This is a genomic window from Janibacter zhangyanbonis (assembly GCF_050507325.1).
Taxonomy (GTDB): Bacteria; Actinomycetota; Actinomycetes; order Actinomycetales; family Dermatophilaceae; genus Janibacter.
Genome location: NZ_CP191481.1, coordinates 652,290 through 677,555 on the forward strand (window position 1 = coordinate 652,290; position 25,266 = coordinate 677,555).

The 25,266-nt window shown below is 69.7% G+C and carries 35 protein-coding genes; 30 read left to right on the forward strand and 5 right to left on the reverse strand.

Features of this window, described 5'->3' with window-relative positions; all coding sequences use genetic code 11:
• The first annotated feature begins 4 nt into the window (after positions 1-4).
• The 22 genes from rpsS (at position 5) to meaB (ending at position 15,029) form a co-directional block, all read left to right on the forward strand.
• Positions 5-286 (forward strand): 30S ribosomal protein S19, encoded by a 282-nt coding sequence (gene rpsS / locus ACQBJO_RS03230; protein ID WP_007924678.1) that lies wholly within the window; start codon positions 5-7, stop codon positions 284-286.
• Entirely contained in the window at positions 286-696 is a 411-nt protein-coding gene (rplV, locus tag ACQBJO_RS03235) for a 50S ribosomal protein L22 (protein WP_255185359.1), read from the forward strand. Before rpsS ends, rplV begins: the two co-directional genes overlap by 1 nt.
• A complete protein-coding gene (rpsC, locus tag ACQBJO_RS03240) occupies positions 696-1,514 on the forward strand; it encodes a 30S ribosomal protein S3 (RefSeq protein ID WP_072623769.1) in 819 nt (272 codons plus the stop codon). Before rplV ends, rpsC begins: the two co-directional genes overlap by 1 nt.
• Before the next feature lies 1 nt (position 1,515).
• Positions 1,516-1,935: a 50S ribosomal protein L16 gene (rplP, locus tag ACQBJO_RS03245; RefSeq protein ID WP_255185361.1), complete on the forward strand. Its 420-nt coding sequence runs from the start codon at positions 1,516-1,518 to the stop codon at positions 1,933-1,935.
• Positions 1,935-2,162: a 50S ribosomal protein L29 gene (gene rpmC, locus ACQBJO_RS03250; protein WP_303708045.1), complete on the forward strand. Its 228-nt coding sequence runs from the start codon at positions 1,935-1,937 to the stop codon at positions 2,160-2,162. Before rplP ends, rpmC begins: the two co-directional genes overlap by 1 nt.
• Entirely contained in the window at positions 2,159-2,443 is a 285-nt protein-coding gene (rpsQ, locus tag ACQBJO_RS03255; RefSeq protein ID WP_421007177.1) for a 30S ribosomal protein S17, read from the forward strand. Before rpmC ends, rpsQ begins: the two co-directional genes overlap by 4 nt.
• 109 nt (positions 2,444-2,552) lie before the next feature.
• A complete protein-coding gene (gene rplN, locus ACQBJO_RS03260; protein ID WP_068315433.1) occupies positions 2,553-2,921 on the forward strand; it encodes a 50S ribosomal protein L14 in 369 nt (122 codons plus the stop codon).
• A 3-nt stretch (positions 2,922-2,924) separates the two neighbouring features.
• Positions 2,925-3,263 (forward strand): 50S ribosomal protein L24, encoded by a 339-nt coding sequence (gene rplX / locus ACQBJO_RS03265; protein ID WP_255185363.1) that lies wholly within the window; start codon positions 2,925-2,927, stop codon positions 3,261-3,263.
• A gap of 1 nt (position 3,264) precedes the next feature.
• Positions 3,265-3,837, forward strand: coding sequence for a 50S ribosomal protein L5 (gene rplE / locus ACQBJO_RS03270; protein ID WP_255185364.1), 573 nt, complete (start codon positions 3,265-3,267; stop codon positions 3,835-3,837).
• A gap of 1 nt (position 3,838) precedes the next feature.
• Entirely contained in the window at positions 3,839-4,024 is a 186-nt protein-coding gene (locus ACQBJO_RS03275) for a type Z 30S ribosomal protein S14 (protein ID WP_007924699.1), read from the forward strand.
• Positions 4,025-4,154: 130 nt separating this feature from the next.
• Positions 4,155-4,553: a 30S ribosomal protein S8 gene (rpsH, locus tag ACQBJO_RS03280; RefSeq protein WP_255185365.1), complete on the forward strand. Its 399-nt coding sequence runs from the start codon at positions 4,155-4,157 to the stop codon at positions 4,551-4,553.
• A gap of 12 nt (positions 4,554-4,565) precedes the next feature.
• Positions 4,566-5,102: a 50S ribosomal protein L6 gene (rplF, locus tag ACQBJO_RS03285; protein WP_072623776.1), complete on the forward strand. Its 537-nt coding sequence runs from the start codon at positions 4,566-4,568 to the stop codon at positions 5,100-5,102.
• 3 nt (positions 5,103-5,105) lie between these two features.
• Positions 5,106-5,480: a 50S ribosomal protein L18 gene (rplR, locus tag ACQBJO_RS03290; RefSeq protein ID WP_421007176.1), complete on the forward strand. Its 375-nt coding sequence runs from the start codon at positions 5,106-5,108 to the stop codon at positions 5,478-5,480.
• 34 nt (positions 5,481-5,514) lie between these two features.
• A complete protein-coding gene (rpsE, locus tag ACQBJO_RS03295) occupies positions 5,515-6,180 on the forward strand; it encodes a 30S ribosomal protein S5 (protein ID WP_255185367.1) in 666 nt (221 codons plus the stop codon).
• Positions 6,180-6,362, forward strand: coding sequence for a 50S ribosomal protein L30 (gene rpmD / locus ACQBJO_RS03300; protein WP_072623779.1), 183 nt, complete (start codon positions 6,180-6,182; stop codon positions 6,360-6,362). The genes rpsE and rpmD overlap by 1 nt, the downstream gene beginning before the upstream one ends.
• 2 nt (positions 6,363-6,364) lie before the next feature.
• Positions 6,365-6,847, forward strand: a complete 483-nt coding sequence (rplO, locus tag ACQBJO_RS03305; protein WP_255185368.1) for a 50S ribosomal protein L15 — start codon at positions 6,365-6,367, stop codon at positions 6,845-6,847.
• A 204-nt stretch (positions 6,848-7,051) separates the two neighbouring features.
• Positions 7,052-8,374 carry a preprotein translocase subunit SecY gene (secY, locus tag ACQBJO_RS03310; RefSeq protein ID WP_255185369.1) on the forward strand — a complete coding sequence of 441 codons (1,323 nt, stop codon included), beginning with the start codon at positions 7,052-7,054 and terminating at the stop codon, positions 8,372-8,374.
• Entirely contained in the window at positions 8,374-8,937 is a 564-nt protein-coding gene (locus ACQBJO_RS03315; RefSeq protein WP_255185370.1) for an adenylate kinase, read from the forward strand. Before secY ends, ACQBJO_RS03315 begins: the two co-directional genes overlap by 1 nt.
• A gap of 3 nt (positions 8,938-8,940) precedes the next feature.
• On the forward strand, positions 8,941-9,789 hold the full coding sequence (gene map / locus ACQBJO_RS03320) for a type I methionyl aminopeptidase (RefSeq protein ID WP_421007175.1): 849 nt from the start codon (positions 8,941-8,943) through the stop codon (positions 9,787-9,789).
• 170 nt (positions 9,790-9,959) lie between these two features.
• Positions 9,960-11,834 (forward strand): methylmalonyl-CoA mutase family protein, encoded by a 1,875-nt coding sequence (locus ACQBJO_RS03325; protein WP_421007174.1) that lies wholly within the window; start codon positions 9,960-9,962, stop codon positions 11,832-11,834.
• Positions 11,831-14,041, forward strand: a complete 2,211-nt coding sequence (gene scpA, locus ACQBJO_RS03330) for a methylmalonyl-CoA mutase (protein WP_255185373.1) — start codon at positions 11,831-11,833, stop codon at positions 14,039-14,041. Before ACQBJO_RS03325 ends, scpA begins: the two co-directional genes overlap by 4 nt.
• Positions 14,034-15,029, forward strand: coding sequence for a methylmalonyl Co-A mutase-associated GTPase MeaB (gene meaB / locus ACQBJO_RS03335; RefSeq protein WP_255185374.1), 996 nt, complete (start codon positions 14,034-14,036; stop codon positions 15,027-15,029). The genes scpA and meaB overlap by 8 nt, the downstream gene beginning before the upstream one ends.
• A gap of 11 nt (positions 15,030-15,040) precedes the next feature.
• On the opposite strand, the gene ACQBJO_RS03340 is transcribed toward meaB, so the two are convergent.
• Positions 15,041-16,552 (reverse strand): CPBP family glutamic-type intramembrane protease, encoded by a 1,512-nt coding sequence (locus ACQBJO_RS03340; RefSeq protein WP_421007173.1) that lies wholly within the window; start codon positions 16,550-16,552, stop codon positions 15,041-15,043.
• A gap of 168 nt (positions 16,553-16,720) precedes the next feature.
• On the opposite strand from ACQBJO_RS03340, the gene infA reads away from it, so the two are divergent.
• The 8 genes from infA (at position 16,721) to truA (ending at position 21,782) form a co-directional block, all read left to right on the forward strand.
• Complete coding sequence (infA, locus tag ACQBJO_RS03345; protein ID WP_007928045.1) at positions 16,721-16,942, forward strand: translation initiation factor IF-1; 222 nt, start codon at positions 16,721-16,723, stop codon at positions 16,940-16,942.
• A gap of 106 nt (positions 16,943-17,048) precedes the next feature.
• Positions 17,049-17,162: a 50S ribosomal protein L36 gene (gene rpmJ / locus ACQBJO_RS03350; RefSeq protein WP_007928044.1), complete on the forward strand. Its 114-nt coding sequence runs from the start codon at positions 17,049-17,051 to the stop codon at positions 17,160-17,162.
• 226 nt (positions 17,163-17,388) lie between these two features.
• Positions 17,389-17,760 (forward strand): 30S ribosomal protein S13, encoded by a 372-nt coding sequence (gene rpsM, locus ACQBJO_RS03355; protein ID WP_255185376.1) that lies wholly within the window; start codon positions 17,389-17,391, stop codon positions 17,758-17,760.
• Positions 17,761-17,834: 74 nt separating this feature from the next.
• Positions 17,835-18,233, forward strand: coding sequence for a 30S ribosomal protein S11 (rpsK, locus tag ACQBJO_RS03360; protein ID WP_007928041.1), 399 nt, complete (start codon positions 17,835-17,837; stop codon positions 18,231-18,233).
• Positions 18,234-18,262: 29 nt separating this feature from the next.
• Positions 18,263-18,871, forward strand: coding sequence for a 30S ribosomal protein S4 (gene rpsD / locus ACQBJO_RS03365; protein ID WP_255185377.1), 609 nt, complete (start codon positions 18,263-18,265; stop codon positions 18,869-18,871).
• A 148-nt stretch (positions 18,872-19,019) separates the two neighbouring features.
• Complete coding sequence (locus ACQBJO_RS03370) at positions 19,020-20,054, forward strand: DNA-directed RNA polymerase subunit alpha (RefSeq protein WP_421007172.1); 1,035 nt, start codon at positions 19,020-19,022, stop codon at positions 20,052-20,054.
• A gap of 59 nt (positions 20,055-20,113) precedes the next feature.
• Positions 20,114-20,842, forward strand: coding sequence for a 50S ribosomal protein L17 (gene rplQ, locus ACQBJO_RS03375; protein WP_421007171.1), 729 nt, complete (start codon positions 20,114-20,116; stop codon positions 20,840-20,842).
• 112 nt (positions 20,843-20,954) lie between these two features.
• On the forward strand, positions 20,955-21,782 hold the full coding sequence (truA, locus tag ACQBJO_RS03380; RefSeq protein ID WP_421007170.1) for a tRNA pseudouridine(38-40) synthase TruA: 828 nt from the start codon (positions 20,955-20,957) through the stop codon (positions 21,780-21,782).
• A 13-nt stretch (positions 21,783-21,795) separates the two neighbouring features.
• Here the strand turns inward: truA and ACQBJO_RS03385 are convergent, their stop codons facing one another.
• The 4 genes from ACQBJO_RS03385 to ACQBJO_RS03400 all read right to left on the reverse strand — a co-directional run bounded on the left by ACQBJO_RS03385 (position 21,796) and on the right by ACQBJO_RS03400 (position 25,085).
• Positions 21,796-22,263: a hypothetical protein gene (locus ACQBJO_RS03385; RefSeq protein ID WP_421007169.1), complete on the reverse strand. Its 468-nt coding sequence runs from the start codon at positions 22,261-22,263 to the stop codon at positions 21,796-21,798.
• Between the two features lie 128 nt (positions 22,264-22,391).
• A complete protein-coding gene (locus ACQBJO_RS03390; protein ID WP_421007168.1) occupies positions 22,392-23,483 on the reverse strand; it encodes a hypothetical protein in 1,092 nt (363 codons plus the stop codon).
• A gap of 327 nt (positions 23,484-23,810) precedes the next feature.
• A complete protein-coding gene (lepB, locus tag ACQBJO_RS03395) occupies positions 23,811-24,503 on the reverse strand; it encodes a signal peptidase I (protein ID WP_421007167.1) in 693 nt (230 codons plus the stop codon).
• Between the two features lie 18 nt (positions 24,504-24,521).
• Positions 24,522-25,085: a helix-turn-helix domain-containing protein gene (locus ACQBJO_RS03400; RefSeq protein ID WP_255185382.1), complete on the reverse strand. Its 564-nt coding sequence runs from the start codon at positions 25,083-25,085 to the stop codon at positions 24,522-24,524.
• Positions 25,086-25,266 lie beyond the last annotated feature (181 nt).

The window sequence follows — 25,266 nt, forward strand, 5'->3', positions numbered from 1 at the left end:
GGACATGCCTCGTAGTTTGAAGAAGGGCCCCTTCATCGACGACCACCTTCAGAAGAAGGTCGACGTCCAGAACGAAGCGGGCACCAAGAACGTCATCAAGACCTGGTCGCGCCGTTCGGTGATCTCGCCGGACATGCTGGGTCACACCTTCGCCGTCCACGACGGCCGCAAGCACGTCCCGGTGTTCGTCACCGAGGCGATGGTCGGCCACAAGCTCGGCGAGTTCGCACCGACCCGCACCTTCCGCGGTCACGTGAAGGACGACAAGAAGGGACGTCGTCGCTGATGCCTGCCACCGAGACCACCGAGCAGGAGACGCTGGTCGCCCGCGCCTCCGCCCGCCACGTCCGCGTCACGCCCCAGAAGGCGCGTCGCATCGTCGACATGATCCGCGGCAAGGACACCCAGACCGCGATCGCGTCGCTGCAGTTCGCCCCCCAGGGTGCGGCCGAGCCGACCCTCAAGGTCCTGCAGAGCGCCATCGCCAACCTCCGCGTCAAGGCTGACGAGGCCGGGGAGCCCTTCGACGAGCGCAACCTCGTCATCTCCTCCGCCTTCGTCGACGAGGGCCCGACGATGAAGCGTTTCCGTCCCCGGGCCCAGGGCCGCGCGGGTCGGATCAACAAGCGCACCAGCCACATCACCGTCCTCGTGACGAGCAAGCCTGAGAAGGCCGCGAAGGGAGGGACCCGCTGATGGGTCAGAAGATCAACCCGCACGGCTTCCGTCTGGGCATCACCACCGACCACAAGAGCCGCTGGTTCGCCGACTCCAACAAGGAGGGTCAGCGCTACCGCGACTACGTCAAGGAAGACGTCGCGATCCGCAAGCTCATGTCCACGGGCATGGAGCGCGCCGGCATCGCCCGCGTCGAGATCGAGCGCACCCGTGACCGCGTGCGTGTGGACATCCACACCGCGCGCCCGGGCATCGTCATCGGTCGCCGTGGCGCCGAGGCCGACCGCATCCGCGGCGAGCTCGAGAAGCTCACCGGCAAGCAGGTCCAGCTGAACATCCTCGAGGTCAAGAACCCCGAGATCGAGGCTCAGCTCGTCGCCCAGGGCATCGCCGAGCAGCTCGCTGCTCGCGTCACCTTCCGTCGCGCCATGCGCAAGGGCATGCAGTCCTCCCTTCGCGCCGGTGCCAAGGGCATCCGGATCCAGTGCTCCGGTCGCCTCGGTGGCGCCGAGATGTCGCGCTCGGAGTTCTACCGCGAGGGTCGCGTGCCGCTGCACACCCTCCGCGCGAACATCGACTACGGCTTCTACGAGGCCCGCACGACCTTCGGCCGCATCGGCGTCAAGGTCTGGATCTACAAGGGCGACATGACCGAGAAGGAGTTCGCGGCCCAGCAGGCGACCGCGGCCCCCCGTGGTCGTGGCCCGCGTCGCGACCGCGACGACCGTCCCGCCCGCGCCCGCCGCGGCGACCGCAACGAGGGTCAGGCCCAGGCCGCCGCCCCCGCTGAGGCCCCCGCCGCCGAGGCCCCGGCCAAGACCGAGGGAGAGTCCTGAGATGTTGATCCCCCGACGGGTCAAGCACCGCAAGCAGCACCACCCCAAGCGCTCCGGCATGTCGAAGGGCGGCACCGTCGTCTCCTTCGGTGACTACGGCCTCCAGGCTCTCGAGCCGGCCTACGTCACGAACCGCCAGATCGAGGCGGCTCGTATCGCCATGACGCGCTACATGAAGCGTGGCGGCAAGGTCTGGATCAACATCTACCCGGACCGTCCGCTCACCAAGAAGCCGGCTGAGACCCGCATGGGTTCCGGTAAGGGCTCGCCCGAGTGGTGGGTCGCCAACGTCAAGCCGGGCCGGATCATGTTCGAGATCTCCGGTGTCGACGAGACCGTCGCACGCGAGGCCATGCGCCTGGCGATGCACAAGCTGCCGATGAAGTGCCGCTTCGTCGTGCGTGAGGGTGGTGTCAACTGATGGCAGTCGGATCCAAGGACCTGACCCCGGCCGACCTGCGCGAGCTGACCGACGACCGCCTGGTCGACGAGCTGCGCAAGGCCAAGGAGGAGCTCTTCAACCTCCGTTTCCAGTCGGCCACCGGCCAGCTGGAGAACCACGGCCGGCTCCGCGCCGTCCGCAAGGACATCGCCCGCATCTACACCGAGATGCGCGAGCGCGAGCTCGGGATCGGTGAGAGCAAGTGACCGAGAACGAGAAGGACACCACCGTGACCCAGCGGAACGACCGCAAGACCCGCCGCGGCTACGTCGTCAGCGACAAGATGGACAAGACCGTCGTCGTCGAGGTCGAGGACCGCGTCAAGCACGCGCTCTACGGCAAGGTCATGCGCAAGACCTCCAAGGTCAAGGCGCACGACGAGGAGAACGTCGCCGGCATCGGTGACCACGTCCTCATCATGGAGACCCGACCGCTGTCCGCCAACAAGCGCTGGCGGCTCGTCGAGATCCTCGAGAAGGCCAAGTAAGGCCACCCCGGAGCGAAGGGGGCGCATCCGCCCCCTTCGCCCGCGAAGACCACATCAGTTCGGCCAGGCTCGCCGCGAGCGAGAACCAGCACGACGACAGGAGTGAGAAGTGATCCAGCAGGAGTCGCGACTGCGCGTCGCCGACAACACCGGTGCCAAGGAGATCCTGTGCATCCGCGTGCTCGGTGGCTCCGGCCGCCGGTACGCCGGCGTCGGCGACACCATCGTCGCCACCGTCAAGGACGCCATCCCCGGTGGCAACGTCAAGAAGGGTGACGTCGTCAAGGCCGTCATCGTCCGCACCACCAAGGAGCGTCGTCGCAACGACGGTTCCTACATCAAGTTCGACGAGAACGCCGCCGTCATCCTCAAGGCTGACGGCGAGCCGCGCGGGACGCGCATCTTCGGCCCGGTCGGTCGCGAGCTGCGCGACAAGAAGTTCATGAAGATCGTCTCGCTCGCACCGGAGGTGATCTGATCCATGGCCAAGCTCAAGATCAAGAAGGGCGACCTCGTCCAGGTCCTGTCCGGCAAGGACAAGGGCCTGCAGGGCAAGGTCATCTCGGTCAACACCGAGACCCAGCGCGTCGTGGTCGAGGGTGTCCAGCGGGTCACCCGCCACACCAAGGCCGGCATCGGCGGCCAGGCCGGCGGCCTGGTCGTCTCCGAGGCGCCGATCCACGTGAGCAACGTGGCGATCGTCGATCCGGAGGACAACAAGCCGACCCGCATCAAGACCCGCGTCGAGACCGTCGAGCGCGACGGTCGCACCAAGGCGAGCCGCACCCGCGTCGCGGGCCGCTCGGGCAAGGACCTCTGAGATGACTGACACCATCGAGACCGCCGTCGAGGCCCCGCGCCTCAAGGGCAAGTACGCCGATCAGGTCGTCCCCGCGCTGCAGGAGCAGTTCGGCTACGACAACGCGATGCAGGTTCCCCGCGTCGTCAAGGTCGTCGTCAACATGGGCGTCGGCGACGCCGCCAAGGACAGCAAGCTGATCGAGGGCGCGATCCGCGACCTGACCGCCATCACCGGTCAGAAGCCGCAGGTCACCAAGGCCCGCAAGTCCATCGCGCAGTTCAAGCTGCGCGAGGGCATGCCGATCGGCTGCCACGTCACGCTGCGCGGTGCGCGCATGTGGGAGTTCCTCGACCGCCTCACGGCGATCGCGCTGCCCCGCATCCGTGACTTCCGTGGCCTGAACCCGAAGCAGTTCGACGGGAACGGCAACTACACCTTCGGTCTGACCGAGCAGTCGATGTTCCACGAGATCGACCAGGACAAGATCGATCGCGTCCGCGGCATGGACATCACCGTGGTCACGACCGCGACGAACGACGACGAGGGCCGCGCGCTGCTCAAGCAGCTGGGCTTCCCCTTCAAGGAGAACTGACATGGCGAAGACCGCCCTGATCAACAAGGCGAACAAGAAGCCGAAGTTCAAGGTCCGCGGCTACACGCGGTGCCAGCGCTGCGGCCGGCCGCACTCGGTCTACCGCAAGTTCGGCCTGTGCCGTGTGTGCCTTCGCGAGATGGCGCACCGCGGCGAGCTCCCCGGTGTGACCAAGTCCAGCTGGTGACCCACCCTGGGTCCGACACCTGTCGGGCCCACCGCGACCCAGGTCGCACCACAACCCACGAACCGTTCTACATCGAAGGTCGCTCCGGGCTCCGGAGGGAAACCGCGATGAGAGAGGGCAGGCAGAGCCCATGACCATGACCGACCCGATTGCGGACATGCTGACCCGCGTCCGGAACGCCAACTCGGCGCACCACGACGTCGTCTCCATGCCGTATTCCAAGCTCAAGTCGCACATCGCGGAGATCCTCCAGGCGGAGGGTTTCATCGCGGGGTGGGAGGTCGAGGAGGCGACCGTCGGCAAGACGCTGACGATCAACCTCAAGTACGGCCCCAACCGTGAGCGCTCCATCGCGGGCGTGCGCCGGGTGTCCAAGCCCGGTCTGCGCGTCTACGCGAAGTCCACCAACCTGCCGAAGGTGCTCGGCGGCCTGGGCGTGGCGATCATCTCCACGTCCTCCGGCCTCCTCACCGACAAGCAGGCCGCAACCAAGGGTGTGGGCGGGGAAGTCCTCGCCTACGTCTGGTAAGGGGAAGCAGACATGTCGCGTATCGGACGACTCCCGGTCGCCATCCCCAGCGGTGTCGACATCGCCATCGAGGGCCAGACCGTCAAGGTCAAGGGCCCCAAGGGCGAGCTGCAGGTCATCGTGACCGAGCCGATCACGGTCGAGAAGACCGAGGCCGGCGTCGAGGTCAAGCGTCCCGACGACGAGCGCGAGTCGCGCTCGCTCCACGGCCTGACCCGCAGCCTCATCAACAACATGGTCGTCGGTGTCACCGAGGGCTACGAGAAGAAGCTCGAGATCCACGGCACCGGTTACCGCGTGCAGAACAAGGGCGGTTCGCTCGAGTTCGCGCTCGGCTACAGCCACCCGATCACCATCGAGGCCCCCGAGGGGATCAGCTTCAACGTCGAGAACCCCACGCGCTTCAGCGTCCAGGGCATCGACAAGCAGCTCGTCGGCGAGACCGCTGCCAACATCCGCAAGCTCCGCCGCCCCGACCCGTACAAGGGCAAGGGTGTCCGGTACGAGGGCGAGCACATCCGTCGCAAGGTCGGAAAGGCTGGTAAGTAACCCATGGCCAAGATCGTCAAGCGTGCCAAGGGCAAGAGCGCCGCTCGCGGGCGTCGCCACCTTCGCCTGCGCAAGAAGGTCACCGGCACCGCGGCCCGTCCGCGGCTGGTGGTCACCCGCAGCAGCCGCCACGTCTTCGTCCAGGTCGTCGACGACACGATCGGCAAGACCGTCGCGTCCGCGTCGACCATGGAGGCCGACGTGCGTGCGCTCGAGGCCGACAAGACCGAGCGGGCCAAGAAGGTCGGTGAGCTCGTCGCCGAGCGCGCCCAGGCTCAGGGCGTCGTCTCCGTGGTTTTTGATCGCGGTGGCAACCGCTACCACGGTCGCGTCGCCGCGATCGCGGACGGCGCCCGCGAAGGGGGTCTGACGCTGTGATGCAGACCCAGAACGTCGAGAAGAGGAACATCTGATGCCCGGACCCCAGCGTCGAGGCGCCGGTGCCGCAGGCACCAACGAGCGCTCCAACAACGACCGTCGTGACAACCGCGGCGGTGGCCGTGACCGTCGTGACGGTGGCCGTGACCGCACCGAGAGCCAGTTCCTCGAGCGCGTCGTGACCATCAACCGCGTGGCCAAGGTCGTCAAGGGCGGTCGCCGCTTCAGCTTCACCGCCCTGGTCGTCGTCGGTGACGGCGACGGCACCGTCGGTGTCGGCTACGGCAAGGCCAAGGAGGTCCCGGCCGCGATCGCCAAGGGCGTCGAGGAGGCGAAGAAGAACTTCTTCACCGTCCCGCGCATCCAGGGCACGATCCCGCACCCCATCCAGGGTGAGGCCGCGGCCGGTGTCGTCATGCTCCGCCCCGCCAGCCCCGGTACCGGTGTCATCGCCGGTGGGCCGGTGCGTGCGGTGCTCGAGTGCGCCGGCATCCACGACGTGCTGTCCAAGAGCCTCGGCTCGGACAACGCGATCAACATCGTCCACGCGACCGTCGAGGCCCTGCGCGGCCTCGAGCGTCCCGAGGCCGTCGCGGCTCGCCGCGGTCTGCCCCTGGACGAGGTCGCCCCGGCAGCCATGCTGCGCGCCCAGGCCGCTGGTCGCGCCGAGGCCGCCGAGAAGGCAAAGGCGGGTGCGTGATGGCACAGCTCAAGGTGACCCAGACCCGTTCGGAGATCGGTGGCAAGCAGAACCAGCGCGACACGCTGCGCAGCCTCGGTCTGAAGCGCATCGGCGACGTCGTCGTCAAGGAGGACCGCCCGGAGATCCGTGGCATGGTCCAGACGGTTCGCCACCTGGTGACCGTCGAGGAGGTTGACTGATCATGGCTGACTCCAAGGCCAACCCGACCCCGGAGCAGGGTACGCACGCTCTCAAGGTGCACCACCTGCGTCCGGCCCCCGGGGCCAAGACCGCCAAGACCCGCGTGGGTCGCGGTGAGGGCTCGAAGGGCAAGACCGCCGGCCGCGGTACCAAGGGCACCAAGGCCCGGTACCAGGTGCCGGAGCGCTTCGAGGGTGGTCAGACGCCGCTGCACATGCGTCTGCCCAAGCTCCGTGGCTTCAAGAACCCCTTCAAGACCGAGTACCAGGTCGTCAACCTCGACCGCATCTCCGCGCTCTTCCCCGAGGGTGGCAGCGTGGGCGTCGAGGAGCTCGTGGCGAAGGGTGCCGTCCGCGACGGTCACCTCGTCAAGGTGCTCGGCTCCGGCGAGATCACGGTGAAGGTCGACCTCACGGTCGACGCCTTCTCCGCGAGCGCCAAGGAGAAGATCGAGGCGGCCGGCGGCAGCATCACTGCTCGCTGACCCCTTTCGGTCCATCTGCATCGAGGCCGTCCCGGCTCACCGGGACGGCCTCGACGCGTCTCCCGGCCCCCTTCGTCGAAGGGGGATGCGGGTCACGTCGCGACCTCGCAGTCGCGGCAGGTATCGTCTGACAGGTTGCTCACCGTCGGTGGGCCCTGCCCGCAGCCCACATCTGCATCCCGGCACCGTCCTGGAGGAACCCACGTGCTCTCCGTCTTCACCCGGGCGTTCAAGACGCCCGACCTGCGGCGCAAGCTGCTCTTCACGCTGGGCATCATCGTGCTCTTCCGCCTCGGGTCGCACGTGCCGACGCCCAACGTCAACTACACGGCGGTGCAGGACTGCATCGCGGGGGCCCGGCAGGACGCCGGCAACAACTTCCTCGGGATGGCCAACCTCTTCAGCGGTGGGGCGCTGCTCCAGCTGTCGATCTTCGCGCTCGGGATCATGCCGTACATCACCGCGAGCATCATCGTGCAGCTGCTCACGGTCGTCATCCCTCGCTTCGAGGCGCTGAAGAAGGAGGGGCAGCAGGGTCAGGCGAAGATGACGCAGTACACGCGCTACCTGACGATCGCCCTGGCCATCCTCCAGTCGGCCACCTTCATCACCTTCGCGCGCAACCCCGCGAGCCTGTTCAACAACGCCGAGTGCGGGCCGATCCTCTACCGCGACTCGATGTTCTCGATCATCCTCATGGTCCTGACGATGACGGCCGGCACCGGTCTGATCATGTGGCTCGGCGAGCTCGTCACGGACAAGGGCGTCGGCAACGGCATGTCGCTGCTGATCTTCACGTCGATCACCGCGACCTTCCCCAGCTCGCTGTGGGCGATCCAGCAGCGCGACGGCCGCTGGGACCTCTTCTTCCTCGTCATCGCGATCGGCCTGGTCATCATCGCCGCGGTCGTCTTCGTCGAGCAGAGCCAACGCCGCATCCCGGTCCAGTACGCCAAGAAGATGGTCGGCCGGCAGATGTACGGCGGCACCTCGACCTACATCCCGATCAAGGTCAACATGGCCAACGTCATCCCGGTGATCTTCGCGAGCTCGATGCTCGCGCTGCCGCAGATGATCGCGCAGTTCCAGACCGACCCGCAGGGTGACAACCCCGGCTGGGTCGACTGGATCAACACCTATCTCGTCCGGGGTGACCACCCCATCTACATGGCGGTCTTCACCGCGATGATCCTCTTCTTCACCTTCTTCTACGTGTCGATCACGTTCAACCCCACCGAGGTTGCCGACAACATGAAGAAGTACGGAGGCTTCATCCCAGGTATCCGGGCCGGGCGACCCACGGCCGAGTACCTCCAGTACGTGCTCACCCGCATCACCGTGCCGGGCGCCATCTACCTCGCTCTCGTCTCGTTGATCCCGCTCATCGCACTCGTGCTCGTCGGGGCCAACCAGAACTTCCCCTTCGGCGGTACCTCTATCCTCATCATGGTCGGGGTCGGTCTGGAGACGGTGAAGCAGATCGAGTCCCAGCTCCAGCAACGCCACTACGAAGGATTCCTCCGCTGATGCGTCTGATCATTTTGGGTCCCCCCGGTGCCGGCAAGGGCACCCAGGCCGGCCGGATCGCCGAGCACTACGGCATCCCCGCGATCTCCACGGGTGACATCTTCCGCGCCAACATCAAGAACGAGACCGAGCTCGGTCTCCAGGTGAAGGAGATCCTCGCCTCCGGTGGTTACGTCTCCGACGACATCACCAACGCGATCGTCGAGGACCGCCTCGCGCAGGACGACGCCGCTCCGGGCTTCCTCCTCGACGGCTACCCTCGCACGACCGCGCAGGTGACCGCCCTCGACGCGATGCTCGCCAAGGGCGACCACGCGATCGACAAGGTGCTCGAGCTCGTCGTCGACGACGAGGTCGTCGTCGCGCGCCTGCTCAAGCGCGCCGAGCTCGAGGGTCGCGTCGACGACACCGAGGAGGTCATCCGCGAGCGGATGGCCATCTACCACCGTGAGACCAAGCCGCTGTCCGACGCCTACGCCGAGCGCAACCTGCTCGTCACCGTCGACGGTGAGGGCGAGGTCGACGAGGTCGCCGAGCGCATCGTCGCGGCCCTGGGCGCCTGAGTCTTGTCCCTCTTCGGCCGTGAGCGGATCCGCCCGCGCACCCCGGACCAGCTCCGGGCGATGCGCGTGGCGGGTCTGCTCACCGGTCGCACCCTCGAGATGCTGCGCGGCGAGGTCCGCGCCGGCGTCACGACCGGGCAGCTCGACGCCCTCGCGGAGGACTTCATCCGCAGCGGCGGGGGAGTGCCCAACTTCCAGCTCGTCCCCGGCTACGTCAACACGCTGTGCACCTCGGTCAACGACGAGATCGTGCACGGCATCCCGGGCGACCGGGTGCTGCGTGACGGCGACCTGCTGAGCATCGACTGCGGCGCCGAGGTCGACGGGTGGAACGGCGACTCCGCCATCACCCTCGTCGTTGGGGGCGATGCCGCAGGTGACCCGGCCGCCGTGCGGCTCAACGAGGTCACCCGACGCTCCCTCTGGGCCGGGCTCGCCGCCCTTCGCCCCGGAGGGGACCTCAACGACATCGGCGGCGCGGTCGAGGACTCGATCACCGACGACGCGCGCGCCGACGGCGTCGACTACGGCATCGTGCAGGACTACACCGGTCACGCCATCGGTGAGCACATGCACCTGCCGCCCAATGTGCCCAACTACCGCGAGCCCGGCCGTCAGCCGCGCACGCCGGTCGGCACGACCCTGGCCATCGAGCCGATGGTCACCCTCGGCGACCAGGCCAACCACGTGCTGCCTGACGAGTGGACCGTCGTCACCGACGACGGCTCCGTCGCCAGCCACTGGGAGCACACCGTCGCGCTCACCGAGCGCGGCCTGTGGGTGCTCACCGCCCTCGACGGTGGCGAGGCAGAGCTCACCGCGCTGGGCGCTCCCTTCGGTCCGCTGGACTGATCTCGGACACCCTTCGAGACGCGTGCAGAGCAAGCTCCTCAGGGAGCGTGGGGTGTGGCCCACGCGACGCTGGACACCCCCTTCGCACCGTGGTGACGGTCGGTAGGGTGCGAAGTCAGTCATGTCCGACGCCGTGACGCCGCGGCCGGGTCGATGAGGAGCTTTCGAGGATGACCCTTCCCCCTGCACGTGACGACGTCATGGGCCTGGCCGAGGGCTTCGCCCCGGTGGGCCCGGACGCGTGGGCGGACCTGGCCGCCGCCGTCGTCAACAAGTCCCGTCCCGACGACCGCAAGGTCGACGGCGCCGGCGCCCGCGAGGCCCTGACCAGCCACCTGCCCGGCGGCATCGACATCGACCCGATCTACTGGCCGCAGCCGGGCACCGCCCTCGGCGTGCCGGGCGCGATGCCCTTCACCCGTGGCCGTGGCCCCCGCAACCCCGACCTGCCGTGGGACGTGCGCCAGCTGCACGACGACCCCGACGCGGCCGCGAGCCGCAAGGCGGTCCTCGACGACCTCGAGCACGGCGTGAGCTCGGTGTGGCTGCACGTCGGCGCCGACGGCATCGCCGCCGGTGACGTCGCCGAGGTCCTCACCGACGTCATGGCCGACCTCGCCCCGGTCGTCGTCAGCTCGACCGACGACCAGAGCGCCGCCGCGGCCGCGCTCGTCGCCGCCTGGGAGGCGAAGGGGGTCGACCCCACCGCCGTGAGCGGCAGCCTCGGTCACGACCCCATCGGTCAGGTCGCCACGGTCGGCGGCACGCCCGACCTCGCGCCGCTCGTCGAGGCCGTCGCCACCTGCCGCGACCGCTTCGCCGGGGTGCGCGCCATCACCGTCGACACCCGGGTCCACCACGACGCCGGTGCCGACGCGCAGGACGAGATCGCCCTCGCCCTGGCGACCGCCCTCGATTACGTGCGCCACCTCGCCGAGGCGGGCGTCGAGCCGGCCGAGGCCTTCCGTCGCATCGACTTCCGCGTCGCAGCGACCGCCGACCAGTTCGCGACGATCGCCAAGCTGCGCGCCCTGCGCCGCACCTGGGCCCGCGTGGGCGAGGTCCTCGAGGTGCCCGAGGCCGACCGGGGCGCCTGGATCCACGCCGTGACCTCGTGGCGCATGCAGACGCGCACCGACCCGTGGGTCAACCTGCTGCGCGACACGATCGCCTGCTTCGCAGCCGCCGCCGGTGGCGCCGACGCGATCACCGTGCTGCCCTACGACCACGCGCTCGGCCTGCCGACCGCCTTCTCCCGCAGGGTCGCCCGCAACACGCAGTCGCTGCTGTCGTCGGAGTCCAATGTCGCGCGGGTCGCCGACCCGGCCGGCGGCTCCGCCTACGTCGAGGCCCTCACCGACGAGCTCGCCCGCGCTGCCTGGACCTGGTTCGGTCAGCTCGACGCCGCCGGCGGTGCCGCCGCCGCGCTCGCGGCGGGCGCCGTCGCCGAGCGCCTCGCCGCCACCCGCGCCGAGCGGGACGAGGCCCTGGCCACCCGGGCGATGCCGATCACCGGCACCTCGACCTTCCCGCTCGCGGGGGAGACCCTGCTGACCCGCACGCCGCGCACCGAGCCGACCGGCGGCCTGCCGCGTCGCCGCGACAGCGAGGTCTTCGAGGCGCTGCGCGAGCGCACCGCCGCCGGCGACGTCAGCGTGCCGGTCCTCGCCCTCGGCCCGGCCAAGGAGCACACCGCCCGCCTGACCTTCGTCACCAACCTCCTCGGCGTCGCGGGCATCCGCCCCGAGGTCGTCGAGGTCGGCGAGGGTAGCGACCCGGGCGCCGTGGCGAGCGCCGCGCAGGGCGCGCCCGTCGCGATCCTCGCCTCGTCCGCCCGCGGCTACGAGGCACACGCCGAGGCGGGCGTCGCCTCCCTTCGCGATGCCGGTGTGCAGCGCATCCTCGTCGCCGGCAAGGCCACCGAGGTCGGCGACACCACCGTCGACGGCGAGGTCCGCGACGGCATGGACGTCGTCACCTTCCTCACCGACCTCCTCGACACCCTCGGCGCCCCGGGCGCCACGCAGGCAGGAGCAGACGCATGAGCGCGCAGATCCCCACCTTCGACACCGTCGACCTCGGCGACGGAGTCCCGTCCGCCGACGCCGCCGAGCGCTGGCAGGAGGCCCTCGACGCCACCCCCGGTGCGGCCGACGGCTGGGAGACCCCGGAGAAGATCGAGGTCGCCCCGGTCTACACCGAGGCCGACACCGCCGACCTCGACTTCCTCGAGACCGCCCCCGGCGCCGCTCCCTTCCTCCGCGGTCCCTACCCGACGATGTACGTCAACCAGCCGTGGACGATCCGGCAGTACGCCGGCTTCTCGACGGCCGAGGAATCCAACGCCTTCTACCGGCGCAACCTCGCCGCGGGGCAGAAGGGCCTGTCCGTCGCCTTCGACCTGGCGACCCACCGCGGCTACGACAGCGACCACCCGCGGGTCGAGGGAGACGTCGGCATGGCCGGTGTCGCCATCGACTCGATCTACGACATGCGCACGCTCTTCGACGGCATCCCGCTGGACCGGATGAGCGTGTCGATGACGATGAACGGCGCGGTCCTGCCGATCCTCGCCCTCTACGTCGTCGCGGCCGAGGAGCAGGGGGTGAGCCCGGAGCAGCTGAGCGGCACCATCCAGAACGACATCCTCAAGGAGTTCATGGTCCGCAACACCTACATCTACCCGCCGGCTCCCTCGATGCGGATCATCTCCGACATCTTCGCCTTCACCAGCCAGCGGATGCCGCGCTTCAACTCCATCTCGATCTCCGGATACCACATGCAGGAGGCCGGGGCGACGCAGGACCTCGAGCTCGGCTACACCCTCGCCGACGGCATCGAGTACATCCGCGCCGGCCGCGAGGCGGGCCTGGACGTCGACGCCTTCGCGCCGCGGCTGTCCTTCTTCTGGGCCATCGGCATGAACTTCTACATGGAGGTGGCCAAGCTGCGCGCGGCCCGCCTGCTGTGGGCGCGCCTGGTCAAGGAGAACTTCGAGCCGAAGAGCGCCAAGTCGCTCTCGCTGCGCACCCACTCGCAGACCTCCGGCTGGAGCCTGACGGCGCAGGACGTCTACAACAACGTCGTGCGCACGTGCGTCGAGGCGATGGCCTCGACGCAGGGCCACACGCAGAGCCTGCACACCAATGCGCTCGACGAGGCGATCGCGCTGCCGACCGACTTCTCCGCCCGCATCGCGCGCAACACCCAGCTCGTCCTCCAGCAGGAGTCCGGCACGACCCGCGTCATCGACCCGTGGGGCGGCAGCGCCTACGTCGAGCGCCTGACGCACGACCTCGCGCAGCGGGCCTGGGCCCACATCGAGGAGGTCGAGGCGGCCGGCGGCATGGCCAAGGCGATCGAGGCCGGCATCCCCAAGATGCGCATCGAGGAGGCGGCCGCCCGCACCCAGGCGCGCATCGACTCCGGCCAGCAGCCGGTCATCGGCGTCAACACCTATCCGGTCACCGAGAGCACCGCCGACGAGGCCATCGAGATCCTCAAGGTCGACAACGCCGCGGTCCGCGCCTCCCAGATCGCCAAGCTCGAGCGCCTGCGGTCGGAGCGTGACGAAGGGGAGACCCGCGCGGCTCTCGCAGCGCTCACCGAGGCGGCCAAGGCCGACGGCGGCACGATGGAGACCAACCTCCTCGCGCTGGCCATCGACGCGGCCCGCGCCAAGGCCACCGTCGGCGAGATCTCCGCGGCGCTCGAGGAGGTCTACGGCCGCTACACCGCGCAGATCCGTACGATCTCCGGTGTGTACCGGGACGAGGCTGGCAAGGGCGGCGCCGTGGACGAGGTCCTGGCCAAGGTCGAGGACTTCGAGCAGGAGGAGGGGCGTCGCCCCCGCATCCTCGTCGCCAAGATGGGCCAGGACGGTCACGACCGCGGGCAGAAGGTCATCGCGACGGCCTTCGCCGACCTCGGCTTCGACGTCGACGTGGGCCCGCTCTTCCAGACCCCCGGCGAGGTGGCCCGTCAGGCCGTCGAGGGCGACGTGCACGTCGTCGGGGTGTCGTCGCTGGCCGCTGGTCACCTGACCCTCGTGCCGGCGCTGCGCCAGGAGCTCGACGCGCTCGGGCGCCAGGACCTGATGATCGTCGTCGGTGGTGTCATCCCCGACCAGGACTTCGACGAGCTGCGTGCCGCCGGGGCCGACGACATCTACCCGCCCGGCACGGTCATCGCCGAGGCGGCCGGCCGACTCGTCGACCGCCTGCGGGAGCAGGCCGCCGGCACCGATGCCTGAGTCGGTCGCCGACCTCGCCCGGGGGGTGCGGGAGCGCTCGCGCGCCCACATCGCCCGGGCGATCACGCTCGTCGAGTCCTCGCGCCCGGACCACCGGGAGCGGGCTCGCGAGCTGCTCGCGCTCATCGCCCCCGACACCGGGCAGGGCATGCGCGTGGGCATCTCCGGCATCCCCGGTGCCGGCAAGTCGACCTTCATCGACGCCCTCGGCACCCGCCTCATCGAGCGCGGGCACCGGGTCGCCGTCGTCGCCGTCGACCCGAGCAGCTCGCGCACCGGTGGGTCGGTCCTCGGTGACCGCACCCGGATGGCGCAGCTGACGGCGAGCGAGGACGCCTTCGTCCGGCCTTCGCCGTCGGGGGCGCACCTGGGCGGTGTCGCCCGCGCGACCCGTGAGGGGATGCTCGTCCTCGAGGCCGCTGGATATGACGTCGTGCTCGTCGAGACCGTCGGCGTCGGTCAGTCGGAGGTCGCTGTCGCCGAGATGGTCGACACCTTCCTCCTGCTCGCCCTCGCCCGTGGCGGCGACCAGCTGCAGGGCATCAAGCGGGGCATCCTCGAGATGGCCGACGTCATCGCGGTCAACAAGGCCGACGGCGAGCACGCCGGCGACGCCCGGGTCGCTGCTCGCGAGCTCTCGGGCGCGATGCGGCTGATGAACTCCGACCCTGACGCCCGCCGCCCCCCGGTGCTCACGTGCAGCGCGCAGACCGGCGACGGGCTCGACGACGTGTGGGCCGCGGTGCTCGAGCACCGCGAGTGGCTCGAGGCGCAGGGATCGCTGCACGCCCGTCGGGCCGAGCAGCAGCGCGAGTGGATGTGGGCGATGGTCGACTCCGAGCTGCGGGACGCCGTGCGGCGCTCGCCGCGGGTGCGCGAGCTGCTCGCCGAGATCACCCCGGGCGTGCGCACCGGAGAGGTGAGCGCCGTCGACGGCGCCGCCCGGATCATCGCGTCCTTCGCCGAGGACCTCGCCGCACGACCTTAGGGAAATGCGGCCTACCTGGGCGCGGGGACGGCGCGGTCGGGGGAGAGGGCCGGGCGGCCGAAGCCCCGGGGCGCGATGCCCGAGCGCCGGGCCAGCCACAGCAGGATCGCCGTCATGACGAAGGTGGCGACGACCCCGAGCCCGCCCGAGGCGGCGGTGCTCGTCGTGTCCTCGGTGACGTAGGCGGTGTCGAGCCCACCGAGCAGGGTCAGGCCGACGATGATGACGAGGTTGTTGACCACGTGCAGCACGATGGCGGCCTCGAGGCCGCCGGTGCGCCAGGTGAGGTAGCAGCAGGCGACGGCCATGCCGCCGAGGTCGAGCAGCACCCACGGGTCGAGCGAGGTGTGCGCCAGCGCGAAGATCACCGCCGACAGGACGGTCGTCACCACGAGCGCGACGACCGGGCGGCGGATCCACGCGCCGACGCCCTGCATGAGCCCGCCGCGGAAGGCGACCTCCTCGCCGGCGGACTGCAGCGGCGTCGTGAGCAGGGTGATGACGAGCAGCCAGGGCCAGTGCTCGGGCCGCTCGGTGGGCTCCTCGCCCGAGAGCACCCACGTCGCCGCGAGATAGCCACCCCAGACGACGAGGGTGACGAGCGAGGCGGTGCCGAGCCAGCGCCACCGGATGCGCCCGGTCACCGACCACACCTTGCCCATCGGCCGCCAGTGACCGACGCGGGTGGCGACGAGCGTCGCGGGGATGAGCGCGGCGAGCGTCAGGTTGCTGATGAGCATCGTCAGCGGGTCCGAGGGGTCGATCTCGGTGGCGCTCGAGGCCTCGAGGAGCGAGGGGTCGGCGATGAACCACGCGATGCTCAGCACCGTCGCGAGCACGAGCCAGGTCCCCACACCCGCGGCCAGGGCGAGCAGCGGTCGCCACCAGCGGTGACCGGCCGTGCGCATCTGGTGGACATAGCTGCGCGGCTCGTCGTCGGGCAGCGCCCGCATCGACGGCCCGGCCGCGACCGGTGCCCTGCGGCCGGCGGCCCGCTGCCGGGCGGCTGCGACGAGGTCGAGGGCGAGCGGGTGGACCCCCTCTGCCGTGGCGAGGGGGAAGTCGGTGAGGGTGGCGAAGGGGGACCCGCCCGCGCTCACGACCGCCGGCTCGCCGCCGCGGTGGGCCTGCGCGTACCAGACCGTGCCGGGGGCGTCGACGTAGTCGCGGCCGGGGCGGGCGGCACCCCGCTGTGCCGGCAGGTCGACCGTTGCCGTGCCGGTGATCGCGGCGAAGCGGCTGCCGGGGGAGGGGGCCAGGCGACTCCCTTCGCCTGCACGCAGGGGACCGACGACCGGGACGCCGAGCTGCAGGGCCCAGCCGGTCGTCACGTCGTGGGTCGTCGCCGGGGCCGAGGCCGGCGGGGCGAGGAGCCACACGGCGTCGACGTCGGGGGTGATCGTGGCCCCCGCCGGCAGCCACCGCACGTGCGCGTCGGGGGCGAGGGCGGTCACCGCCCGCGAGACGAAGGGGGCGTCCGGCCAGTCCGCGGAGCCGACGAGTGCGATGGTCAGGCCGGTCATGCAGCGAGCCTACGTGGGGGGTGCGATTTCCCTCCGAGTGGGCCGGTGCCCTACTCTTGACTGTCGGTCACGTGTGTCATGCCTTCCCGCTCTCCGGGGAGGTCATCTCGCGCGTGCCACACGCGGTGGCCTCCACCCAGGAGGCGACCACCAACGGATTGAGAGGGTATGGCCAAGAAGGACGGTGTCATCGAGGTCGAGGGCACGATCGTCGAAGCGCTCCCGAACGCAATGTTCCGGGTCGAGCTGACCAACGGTCACAAGGTTCTCGCCCACATCTCGGGCAAGATGCGGCAGCACTACATCCGAATCCTCCCCGAGGACAAGGTTGTCGTCGAGCTCAGCCCGTACGACCTGACCCGCGGCCGGATCGTCTTCCGTTACCGCTGACCGAGGCGGTCGTCGACACGGCGACCGACGAGGGACGCAACTCCCGCACGACCCGGCATCCACCACCCGTGGGTCGGGACAGATCGATGAAAGATGCGAGACGGCAATGAAGGTTCAGCCGAGCGTCAAGAAGATCTGCGACAAGTGCAAGGTGATCCGCCGTAACGGTCGGGTCATGGTGATCTGCGACAACCTGCGCCACAAGCAGCGCCAGGGCTGATCGCGGCCACCACGGCCCGCACGGCGGGGACCTTGGCTCATCGCCACAGATCCTCGAGCAACGCCAACTGAAGAACGACGCACCACCCGGCCCCTCTCCCTTCGCGGAGCAGGACGTCACCCCCGGCTCGGAGGCCGGGGACCGAGCGGCCCGCCACCATCGGCGGGACCCACCGCCGGACCGGTGGTGCACCAGACCTCCGAGAGAACGAGAAGGAAGCCAGCACATGGCACGACTTGTTGGAGTCGACCTGCCGCGCGAGAAGCGCGCCGAGGTCGCCCTGACCTACATCTTCGGTGTGGGACGCACGACCGCACAGAAGGCCCTCGCCGAGACCGGCGTCGACCCGAGCACCCGCGTGAAGGACCTGAACGACGACCAGCTCGTCGCCCTCCGTGACTACCTCGAGGCCAACGTCCAGCTCGAGGGTGACCTCCGCCGCGAGGTGGCCGCCGACATCCGCCGCAAGGTCGAGATCGGCACCTACGAGGGCCTGCGGCACCGCCGCGGTCTCCCGGTCCGCGGTCAGCGCACCAAGACCAACGCCCGGACCCGCAAGGGCCCGAAGCGCACCGTCGCAGGCAAGAAGAAGGCCTGACACACCACGTGTCGCCGCAGCCGGCTCCGGCCGCGCGGTGATCACCACACACCGAAGAGCTTCGTAGGAGAAACATGCCCCCCAAGACCCGCTCCGGCGCCAAGGTGCGCCGCAAGGTCAAGAAGAACGTGGCCGTGGGCCAGGCCCACATCAAGAGCACGTTCAACAACACCATCATCTCGATCACCGACCCCACCGGTGCCGTGATCTCGTGGGCCTCTGCCGGCCAGGTCGGCTTCAAGGGCTCGCGCAAGTCCACCCCGTACGCCGCCCAGATGGCTGCCGAGGCCGCTGCACGTCGCGCCATGGAGCACGGCATGAAGAAGGTCGACGTCTTCGTCAAGGGCCCGGGCTCCGGTCGTGAGACCGCGATCCGCTCCCTGACCGCCGCCGGCCTCGAGGTCGGCGCGATCCAGGACGTCACGCCCAGCCCGCACAACGGTGTCCGCCCGCCCAAGCGCCGTCGCGTCTGAGCAGCAGAGATACGGGAGACAGATAAGACATGGCTCGTTACACCGGCCCCATCACCAAGAAGTCGCGTCGACTCAAGCTCGACCTCGTCGGCGGCGACAAGAACTTCGAGCTCCGTCCCTTCCCGCCCGGCCAGCACGGCCGTCGGCGGATCCAGGAGAAGGAGTACCTCACCCAGCTGCAGGAGAAGCAGCGCGCCCGCTTCACCTACGGCGTCATGGAGAAGCAGTTCGTCCGGTACTACAAGGAGGCGGCCAACCGCCCCGGCCAGACCGGTCACAACCTGCTGACCATCCTCGAGTCGCGCCTCGACAACGTCATCTACCGCGCGGGCCTGGCCCGCACGCGTCGTCAGGCTCGCCAGCTCGTCACGCACGGCCACTTCGAGGTCAACGGTGTCCGCACCGACGTCCCGAGCCAGCGCGTCGAGCAGTACGACATCATCACGATCCGCAAGCAGTCGGTGGAGGCCTTCCCCTTCCAGCTCGCGCGTGAGACCTTCGGCGAGCGTCCGGTCCCGGCGTGGCTCCACGTCGTCCCGGGCAGCCTGAAGATCCTCGTGCACCAGCTGCCGACCCGCGAGCAGATCGACACCCAGCTCACCGAGCAGCTGATCGTCGAGCTCTACTCGAAGAACTGATCACCGTCGCTCCTGCTCCCTTCGCCTCGTGCGAAGGGAGCAGGAGCCTCACGGTTGGTGCACGGACAGAGGCGCACCAACCGCCGGCCACCAGACCGGCACCTTCACGAGGCGTCATATAGCGGTCGCCCGTGGGAAGGAAACAGACGTGCTCATCGCACAGCGCCCCAACCTCAGCGAAGAGGTCATCGCCGACAACCGCTCGCGGTTCGTCATCGAGCCCCTCGAGCCCGGCTTCGGCTACACCATCGGCAACTCGCTGCGTCGCACCCTGCTCTCGAGCATCCCGGGTGCCTCCCTCACCTCGATCCGGATCGACGGCGTGCTCCACGAGTTCTCCACGATCCCCGGGGTCAAGGAGGACGTCACCGAGATCATCCTCAACATCAAGTCCCTCGTCGTCTCCTCGGAGAATGACGAGCCGGTCGTGATGTACCTGCGCAAGTCGGGCGCCGGCGCGGTCACCGCTGCCGACATCAACCCCCCGGCCGGTGTCGAGGTCCACAACCCGGACCTGCACATCGCGACGCTCAACGACAAGGGCTCCCTCGAGATGGAGCTGACCGTCGAGCGCGGCCGCGGCTACGTCTCCGCGCAGCAGAACAAGACCGGTGACCAGGAGATCGGCCGCATCCCGGTCGACTCCATCTACTCGCCGGTCCTCGCCGTGACCTACAAGGTCGAGGCGACCCGTGTCGAGCAGCGCACCGACTTCGACAAGCTGGTCGTCGACGTCGAGACGAAGAACTCGATCTCCCCGCGGGACGCGCTGGCCTCCGCCGGCAAGACCCTCGTCGAGCTCTTCGGCCTGGCCCGTGAGCTCAACATCGAGGCCGAGGGCATCGACATGGGCCCCTCGCCGACCGACGCCGCGATCGCCGCCGACCTGGCCCTGCCGATCGAGGACCTGGACCTGACCGTCCGCTCCTACAACTGCCTCAAGCGCGAGGGCATCCACAGCGTGGGTGAGCTCGTGGGCCGCAGCGAGGCCGACCTGCTCGACATCCGCAACTTCGGTGCGAAGTCGATCGACGAGGTCAAGGCCAAGCTGCACGAGATGGGCCTGGCGCTCAAGGACAGCCCTCCCGGCTTCGACCCGACGACCATCCCCGGTTACGGCGAGGACGACTACGACGAGTCCGGCGACGAGGACGCCTCGTTCGCCGAGGACGAGCAGCTCTGACCCACCGCTTCCCGACCTCACCGCTGACGCGGTAGGTCAGAACTTCCAAGGAGAACACCATGCCCACCCCCACCAAGGGTCCCCGTATCGGTGGCGGCCCGGCTCACGAGCGGCTCATCCTCGCGAACCTCGCCACCGCGCTCTTCGAGCACGACCAGATCACGACGACGCAGGCCAAGGCCAAGCGTCTGCGTCCGCTGGCCGAGCGTCTGATCACCTTCGCCAAGCGCGGTGACCTGCACGCCCGCCGCAAGGTCATGACGACCGTCCAGGACAAGAGCGTCGTCCACCGCCTCTTCGTCGAGATCGCGCCCGACATGGCCGAGCGCGAGGGTGGCTACACCCGCATCACGAAGATCGCCCCCCGCAAGGGTGACAACGCCCCGATGTGCGTCATCGAGCTCGTCCGCGAGCCCGTCAACGCCAAGCCGAAGCGCGCCGTCGTCGCCGAGGCCGAGGCCGCCACGAAGCGCTCCGCCAAGGACGAGGCCGCCGAGGCCGAGGCCCCGGTCGAGACCACCGAGGCTGCCGCCGAGGAGACCGCCGCTCCGGCCGCCGTCGCCGACCTGCCCGAGGGTGCCGCCGCGCCCCTCGAGGACGGCGCCGCGCCGAGCGACGACTACACGGTCAAGGGCAACCTCGACTCGATGAAGTACCACGTCGCCGGCTCGCAGTGGTACGACCAGACGGTCGCCGAGGTCTGGTTCAAGACCGCTGACGAGGCCAAGGCTGCGGGCTTCGAGCCCGCCGGTGGCGAGGCCAAGCAGCAGGAGTCCGACGAGGCCTGAGCCTGACGGCCGACTGCATGCGAAGGGAGCGCCGCTCACCCCACGGGGTGGGCGGCGCTCCCTTCGTCTTGGCTCGGCGGTGACGTCGCAGGCGTCGCCTACGCTGGCCCGCATGCGGCTGCGACTCGACCTCGCCTACGACGGCACGGACTTCCACGGCTGGGCCGCGCAGCCGGGGCTGCGGACGGTCGAGGAGGAGCTGTCGCGCGGGGTGACGACCGTCCTGCGCCTGCCCGAGCCGGCGCGGCTGACCGTCGCCGGACGCACCGACGCCGGCGTCCACGCTGCCGGTCAGGTCGTGCACGTCGACGTCGAGCCGGCAGAGCTCGAGCGGGCGCGGGGCCACTCAGACCGGCCCGCGGAGGAGGCCCTGGCCACCCGGCTTCGGGGTGTGCTCCCACCCGATGTCGTCGTCCACCGCGTCAGCCGGGCTGCCGAGGGCTTCGACGCGCGCTTCTCCGCGACGAGCCGGCGCTACCGCTACCTCGTCGGTGACGACCAGGCGCGGGTGGACCCCCTTCGTCGTCGTGAGGTGGTCTCGCTCCGCACGCCGCTCGACGTCGACGCGATGAACGCCGCCACGCAGCGCCTGCTGGGCCTGCGGGACTTCGCGGCATTCTGCAAGAAGCGGGAAGGGGCGACGACCACCCGCACCCTGCTGCGCTACGACTGGACCCGGCGCGACGACGGGCTGCTCGAGGCCACGGTCGTGGCCGATGCCTTCTGCCACTCGATGGTGCGCGCCCTCATCGGGGCCCTCGTGCCGGTGGGTGCGGGGCAACGGGGCGTCGACTTCCCCGCCGAGGTGCTCACGGCCGGCGCCCGCGACCCGCGGGTCAAGGTCATGCCGGCGCACGGGCTGTGCCTCGTCGAGGTGACCTATCCCGCGGACGACGCGCTCGGGGCGCGAGCCGTCGAGGCCCGCGCCCGTCGCGACTGAGCCTGCGGGACACCTACTCGACGGCGGGGGCCTCGCACCTCACGGTCTTCGGGTCGCCCTTGTAGCCGCACAAGTTGGCGAGGACGTCGAAGGTCTGCTTGTGGCTGTGGCCGTCGAGCTCGTAGGTGACGGTGACGGAGCGGATCAGTGTGGGTCCGAGACGATCCGTCGTCAGGCCCCCCACGAGAGACCAGGCACGGCCACCCCCGGGCACCGGCCGGGTCGGTAGGCCTGGATGGTAGTTGTCGCGGTCCTGGGGGAACTCTCTGAAGTAGGACTCCGGTGGGAAGTCTTCGAGAACGACACCCCCGACAGAGGCCTTCGAATCCAGGACACCCACGCCCACGAGGGTGATCCCGTCGTCGGCGTCGATCGTGACGTCGGTGATGCGGGGGTTCACGCCGGGAGTCGTCGCCTTGATGCTCGTCAGCGAGTACGACATCGGCTTTCCGACCTCAACGGGCACACCCTCGCTGCCCACCGGCGCTCGACCATCCGAGCCATCCGTGAGGTAACGAGGTTCCGCCCACGGCAATTGCTCCGAGAGGGAGCATGACGTGGCCATGATCAGGCACAACACAGCAGCTGCAAGCGCGGTGGATCGCCGGATCATGAGGAAGCGCGCACTTCCTTCATGTCTCGTGCGATGTTGGGGTCGGGACCGTCCTGTCCGCACAGCGTGAACCCGTAATAGCCGGATCGTCGGATGTGGCTCTTCGTCGAGACCGTGGACGAGTTCTGCTCACGCGAGGCCCCGAGGGCGCCCGCGAGGGTGAACGATCCGCTGAAGTAGAAGGCGCTCGTCCGAGCGACCCAGATGTCCGAGGAGGTGAAGTACCGCTTGTTCCACGAGTGGCAGGAGAAGGGCGTGGACCAGTAGCCGAAGTCGATCTGGCCGAGATACGTCTTCTGGGGTTGCCAGGATCGCCCGTCCATGTTCCACCAGATCGTGCGTAGGGGGGACTCAGAGCGGCACATCTGCTTGAACTTCCGGTAGTTGACCTTCGTCTTGATGATCCGGCTCTTCTCGGCGCCGATGTTCACGCCAGCGCCGAGGCTGGAGGACTCGCTGATCGCGGTTGACAGGCCGCCCGCAACGAACTTCGTCCCAGACTGGAAGAACAGCGACGTCTTCGTGCCCTTCGTGTGCTCAAGTGTGTATCTGGAGGTCGTGCGATTTTCGGTCCTGACGCGCTGGACGGGGGCGTAGATGTTGCGGCTGGTATTCGAGGCGACCCCGTACGGCTTGATGTAGTGCCACTGGGTGGAGCCACCGAGCGAGCGACACTCAGCCGCGGTGATGGGACCATTCGTGCCTGCCGCCGCAGTGCCCTCAGGGGCGACAGACACCTCCACGTCCGCGTAGGTGACGCCGCCCAACTCACCGGCCTCGATGACCTCAGCCGTAGATGCCGTCTCGGCGCCCAGGTCCTCGACGACGTCGCCGGCCGCCTCCGCCGCTGCGGCCTCGGCGTCGGCACTGCCCGTGTCGGCATCTTGAGGCTGCAGATCTCCAAGCGCTGCTCCCTGGGTTTCCAGCTGCTCCTCGTTGATGAGCGCGCTGGTGTTCATCTCGCCCGCCATCCCATCGGACCAGGAGAAGAACAACTCGACCTGCCCATCGGTGTCAGCCGGAACGTCAGGAAGGGTGGTCTCGAACGACCCGTCCGGGCGAATTACCGCCTGGCCGACTGGCTCCATGCGGAGCCCTTCAGGCACAACGACTGGCCTCTCGATGTACACCGTGGAGTCAGGGACGGGGGAGGCTCCCGGGGCGCCGACCGCAGCAGTCAACACATGCGGGCCCCCTGGGCGCGGTGGCGTCTGGGCCGCGGAGGCGCCCCCCCCTGTCCCCAACACCAGACCACCCACGGCAGCGAACGCGCAGACCTGCCAGACACTCTTCATCGAGCTCCCCCGTCATCGTCGTCGACAGCCGATCTGTCGACCGATGGGCTCAAGGTAGCGCCTGGGCGGGGGCGATGGTGCGAAGCGGCGTCCCGATCCCACGCGCCCGTCGCGGCGAGGTCAGTCGAGCCGCTCGGCGCGGCCGGGTGGTAGGGGCCACCAGCGCCAGCCGAGGGTGCCGACGACGTGGTCGGCGCCGACGAACTTCGCGTCGCAGCGACCCGTCGCCCGGCCGCGGCACGCGGCGACGGAGTCGTCGCTGTTGGCGCGGTTGTCGCCGAGGACGAGGTAAGAGCCCTCGGGGACGGTGACGTCGGGGAAGCATCGGGGGGCGGTGCCCCCTTCGCACCCTCCGGCGAAGGGGAGGTCGCGCCGCACATAGGGCTCGTCGAGGGGCTCGCCGTCGACGAGGACGAGGCCCTGGTCGTCGCAGCAGGAGATCGTCTCGCCCGGCAGGCCGATGACGCGCTTGACCGTGTGCGCGGTGTGGCTCGGCCCGGCGCCGAGGAGGTCGCCGCCGTAGCGGATGACGTCCTTGACCGGGTTGGGCTCGTCGATGCCGTCCGACGCCCACGTCTCGCCGTGGCCGAAGACGACGACGTCGCCGCGCTCGAGGTGCTCGCCGTCGACCCCGACGATCTGCGCCATGACCCGGTCGCCGGTCATGAGGGTCGGCTCCATCGACGCCGACGGGATGACGAAGGGGCGCACGAGGGTGTGCGTGACGACGGCGACGACCGCGAAGGCGATGACCAGACGCAGCAGCACGCCCCACAGCCAGTGCCGCTCGGTGCCCGCCTCGTCTCCGCCCACGCCGTCAGCCTAGGCCGGTTAGCGGGGCAGGGGGGTGAGGGCGACGACGGCGCTCACCCGACGAGCGCCCGGTGTGCCGGCGCCGCGTCGCCGGTAGCGGTCGAGCACCGCGCCCAGCTCGGCCCGCAGCGCCGCGAGCTGGGTCTCGTCGACGAGCACCTCGCGGTCGTCGAGGCCGCACTCCTCCTGCCACACCAGCGGCCACGACACCTGCGCGTCGACCCACCCGTGCATGCGCTGCGTGTGGTGGTCGACGAGGTCGTGGGCGAGCCACAGGGCGTCGGCCAGGTCGTCGGCGTCGTCGATCGTGCTCACGGCCACCGAGGTGTCGACGGCGCGCTCCTCGTCCTCCTCGGCGGCGGCCCACACCCGGGAGCGGCCGTCGCCCAGGCCGGTGTCCTCGAGCAGCCCCGCCTCGGCGAGCACCCGCGAGTGATAGCTCGTCGCACCGGTGTTGGTCCCGAGCGCGCGGGCGAGCTCGGCCGCGGTCGCGGCGCCGTGCAGCCGCAGGTGGGCGAGGATGCGCGAGCGCAGCGGGTGCGCGAGCAGTCGCCAGGCGTCGGTCGAAGGGGAGTCGCTCACCTGCCCAGAATCGCACAAGTTTTGTGCAATCTCCGGTCGCGGGCTGCCGGGGGAGGCCGCTGGAGGTGGGAGATCCTTGATCTACCAAGGGTTTTGCGGCCGGTGTGCGGATTTCTGCCGCGGGTGCGGTGTCCGTAGAATTGAACCCAGCGGCGCCCCGTCCTCGCGACGTGCGGCGCCT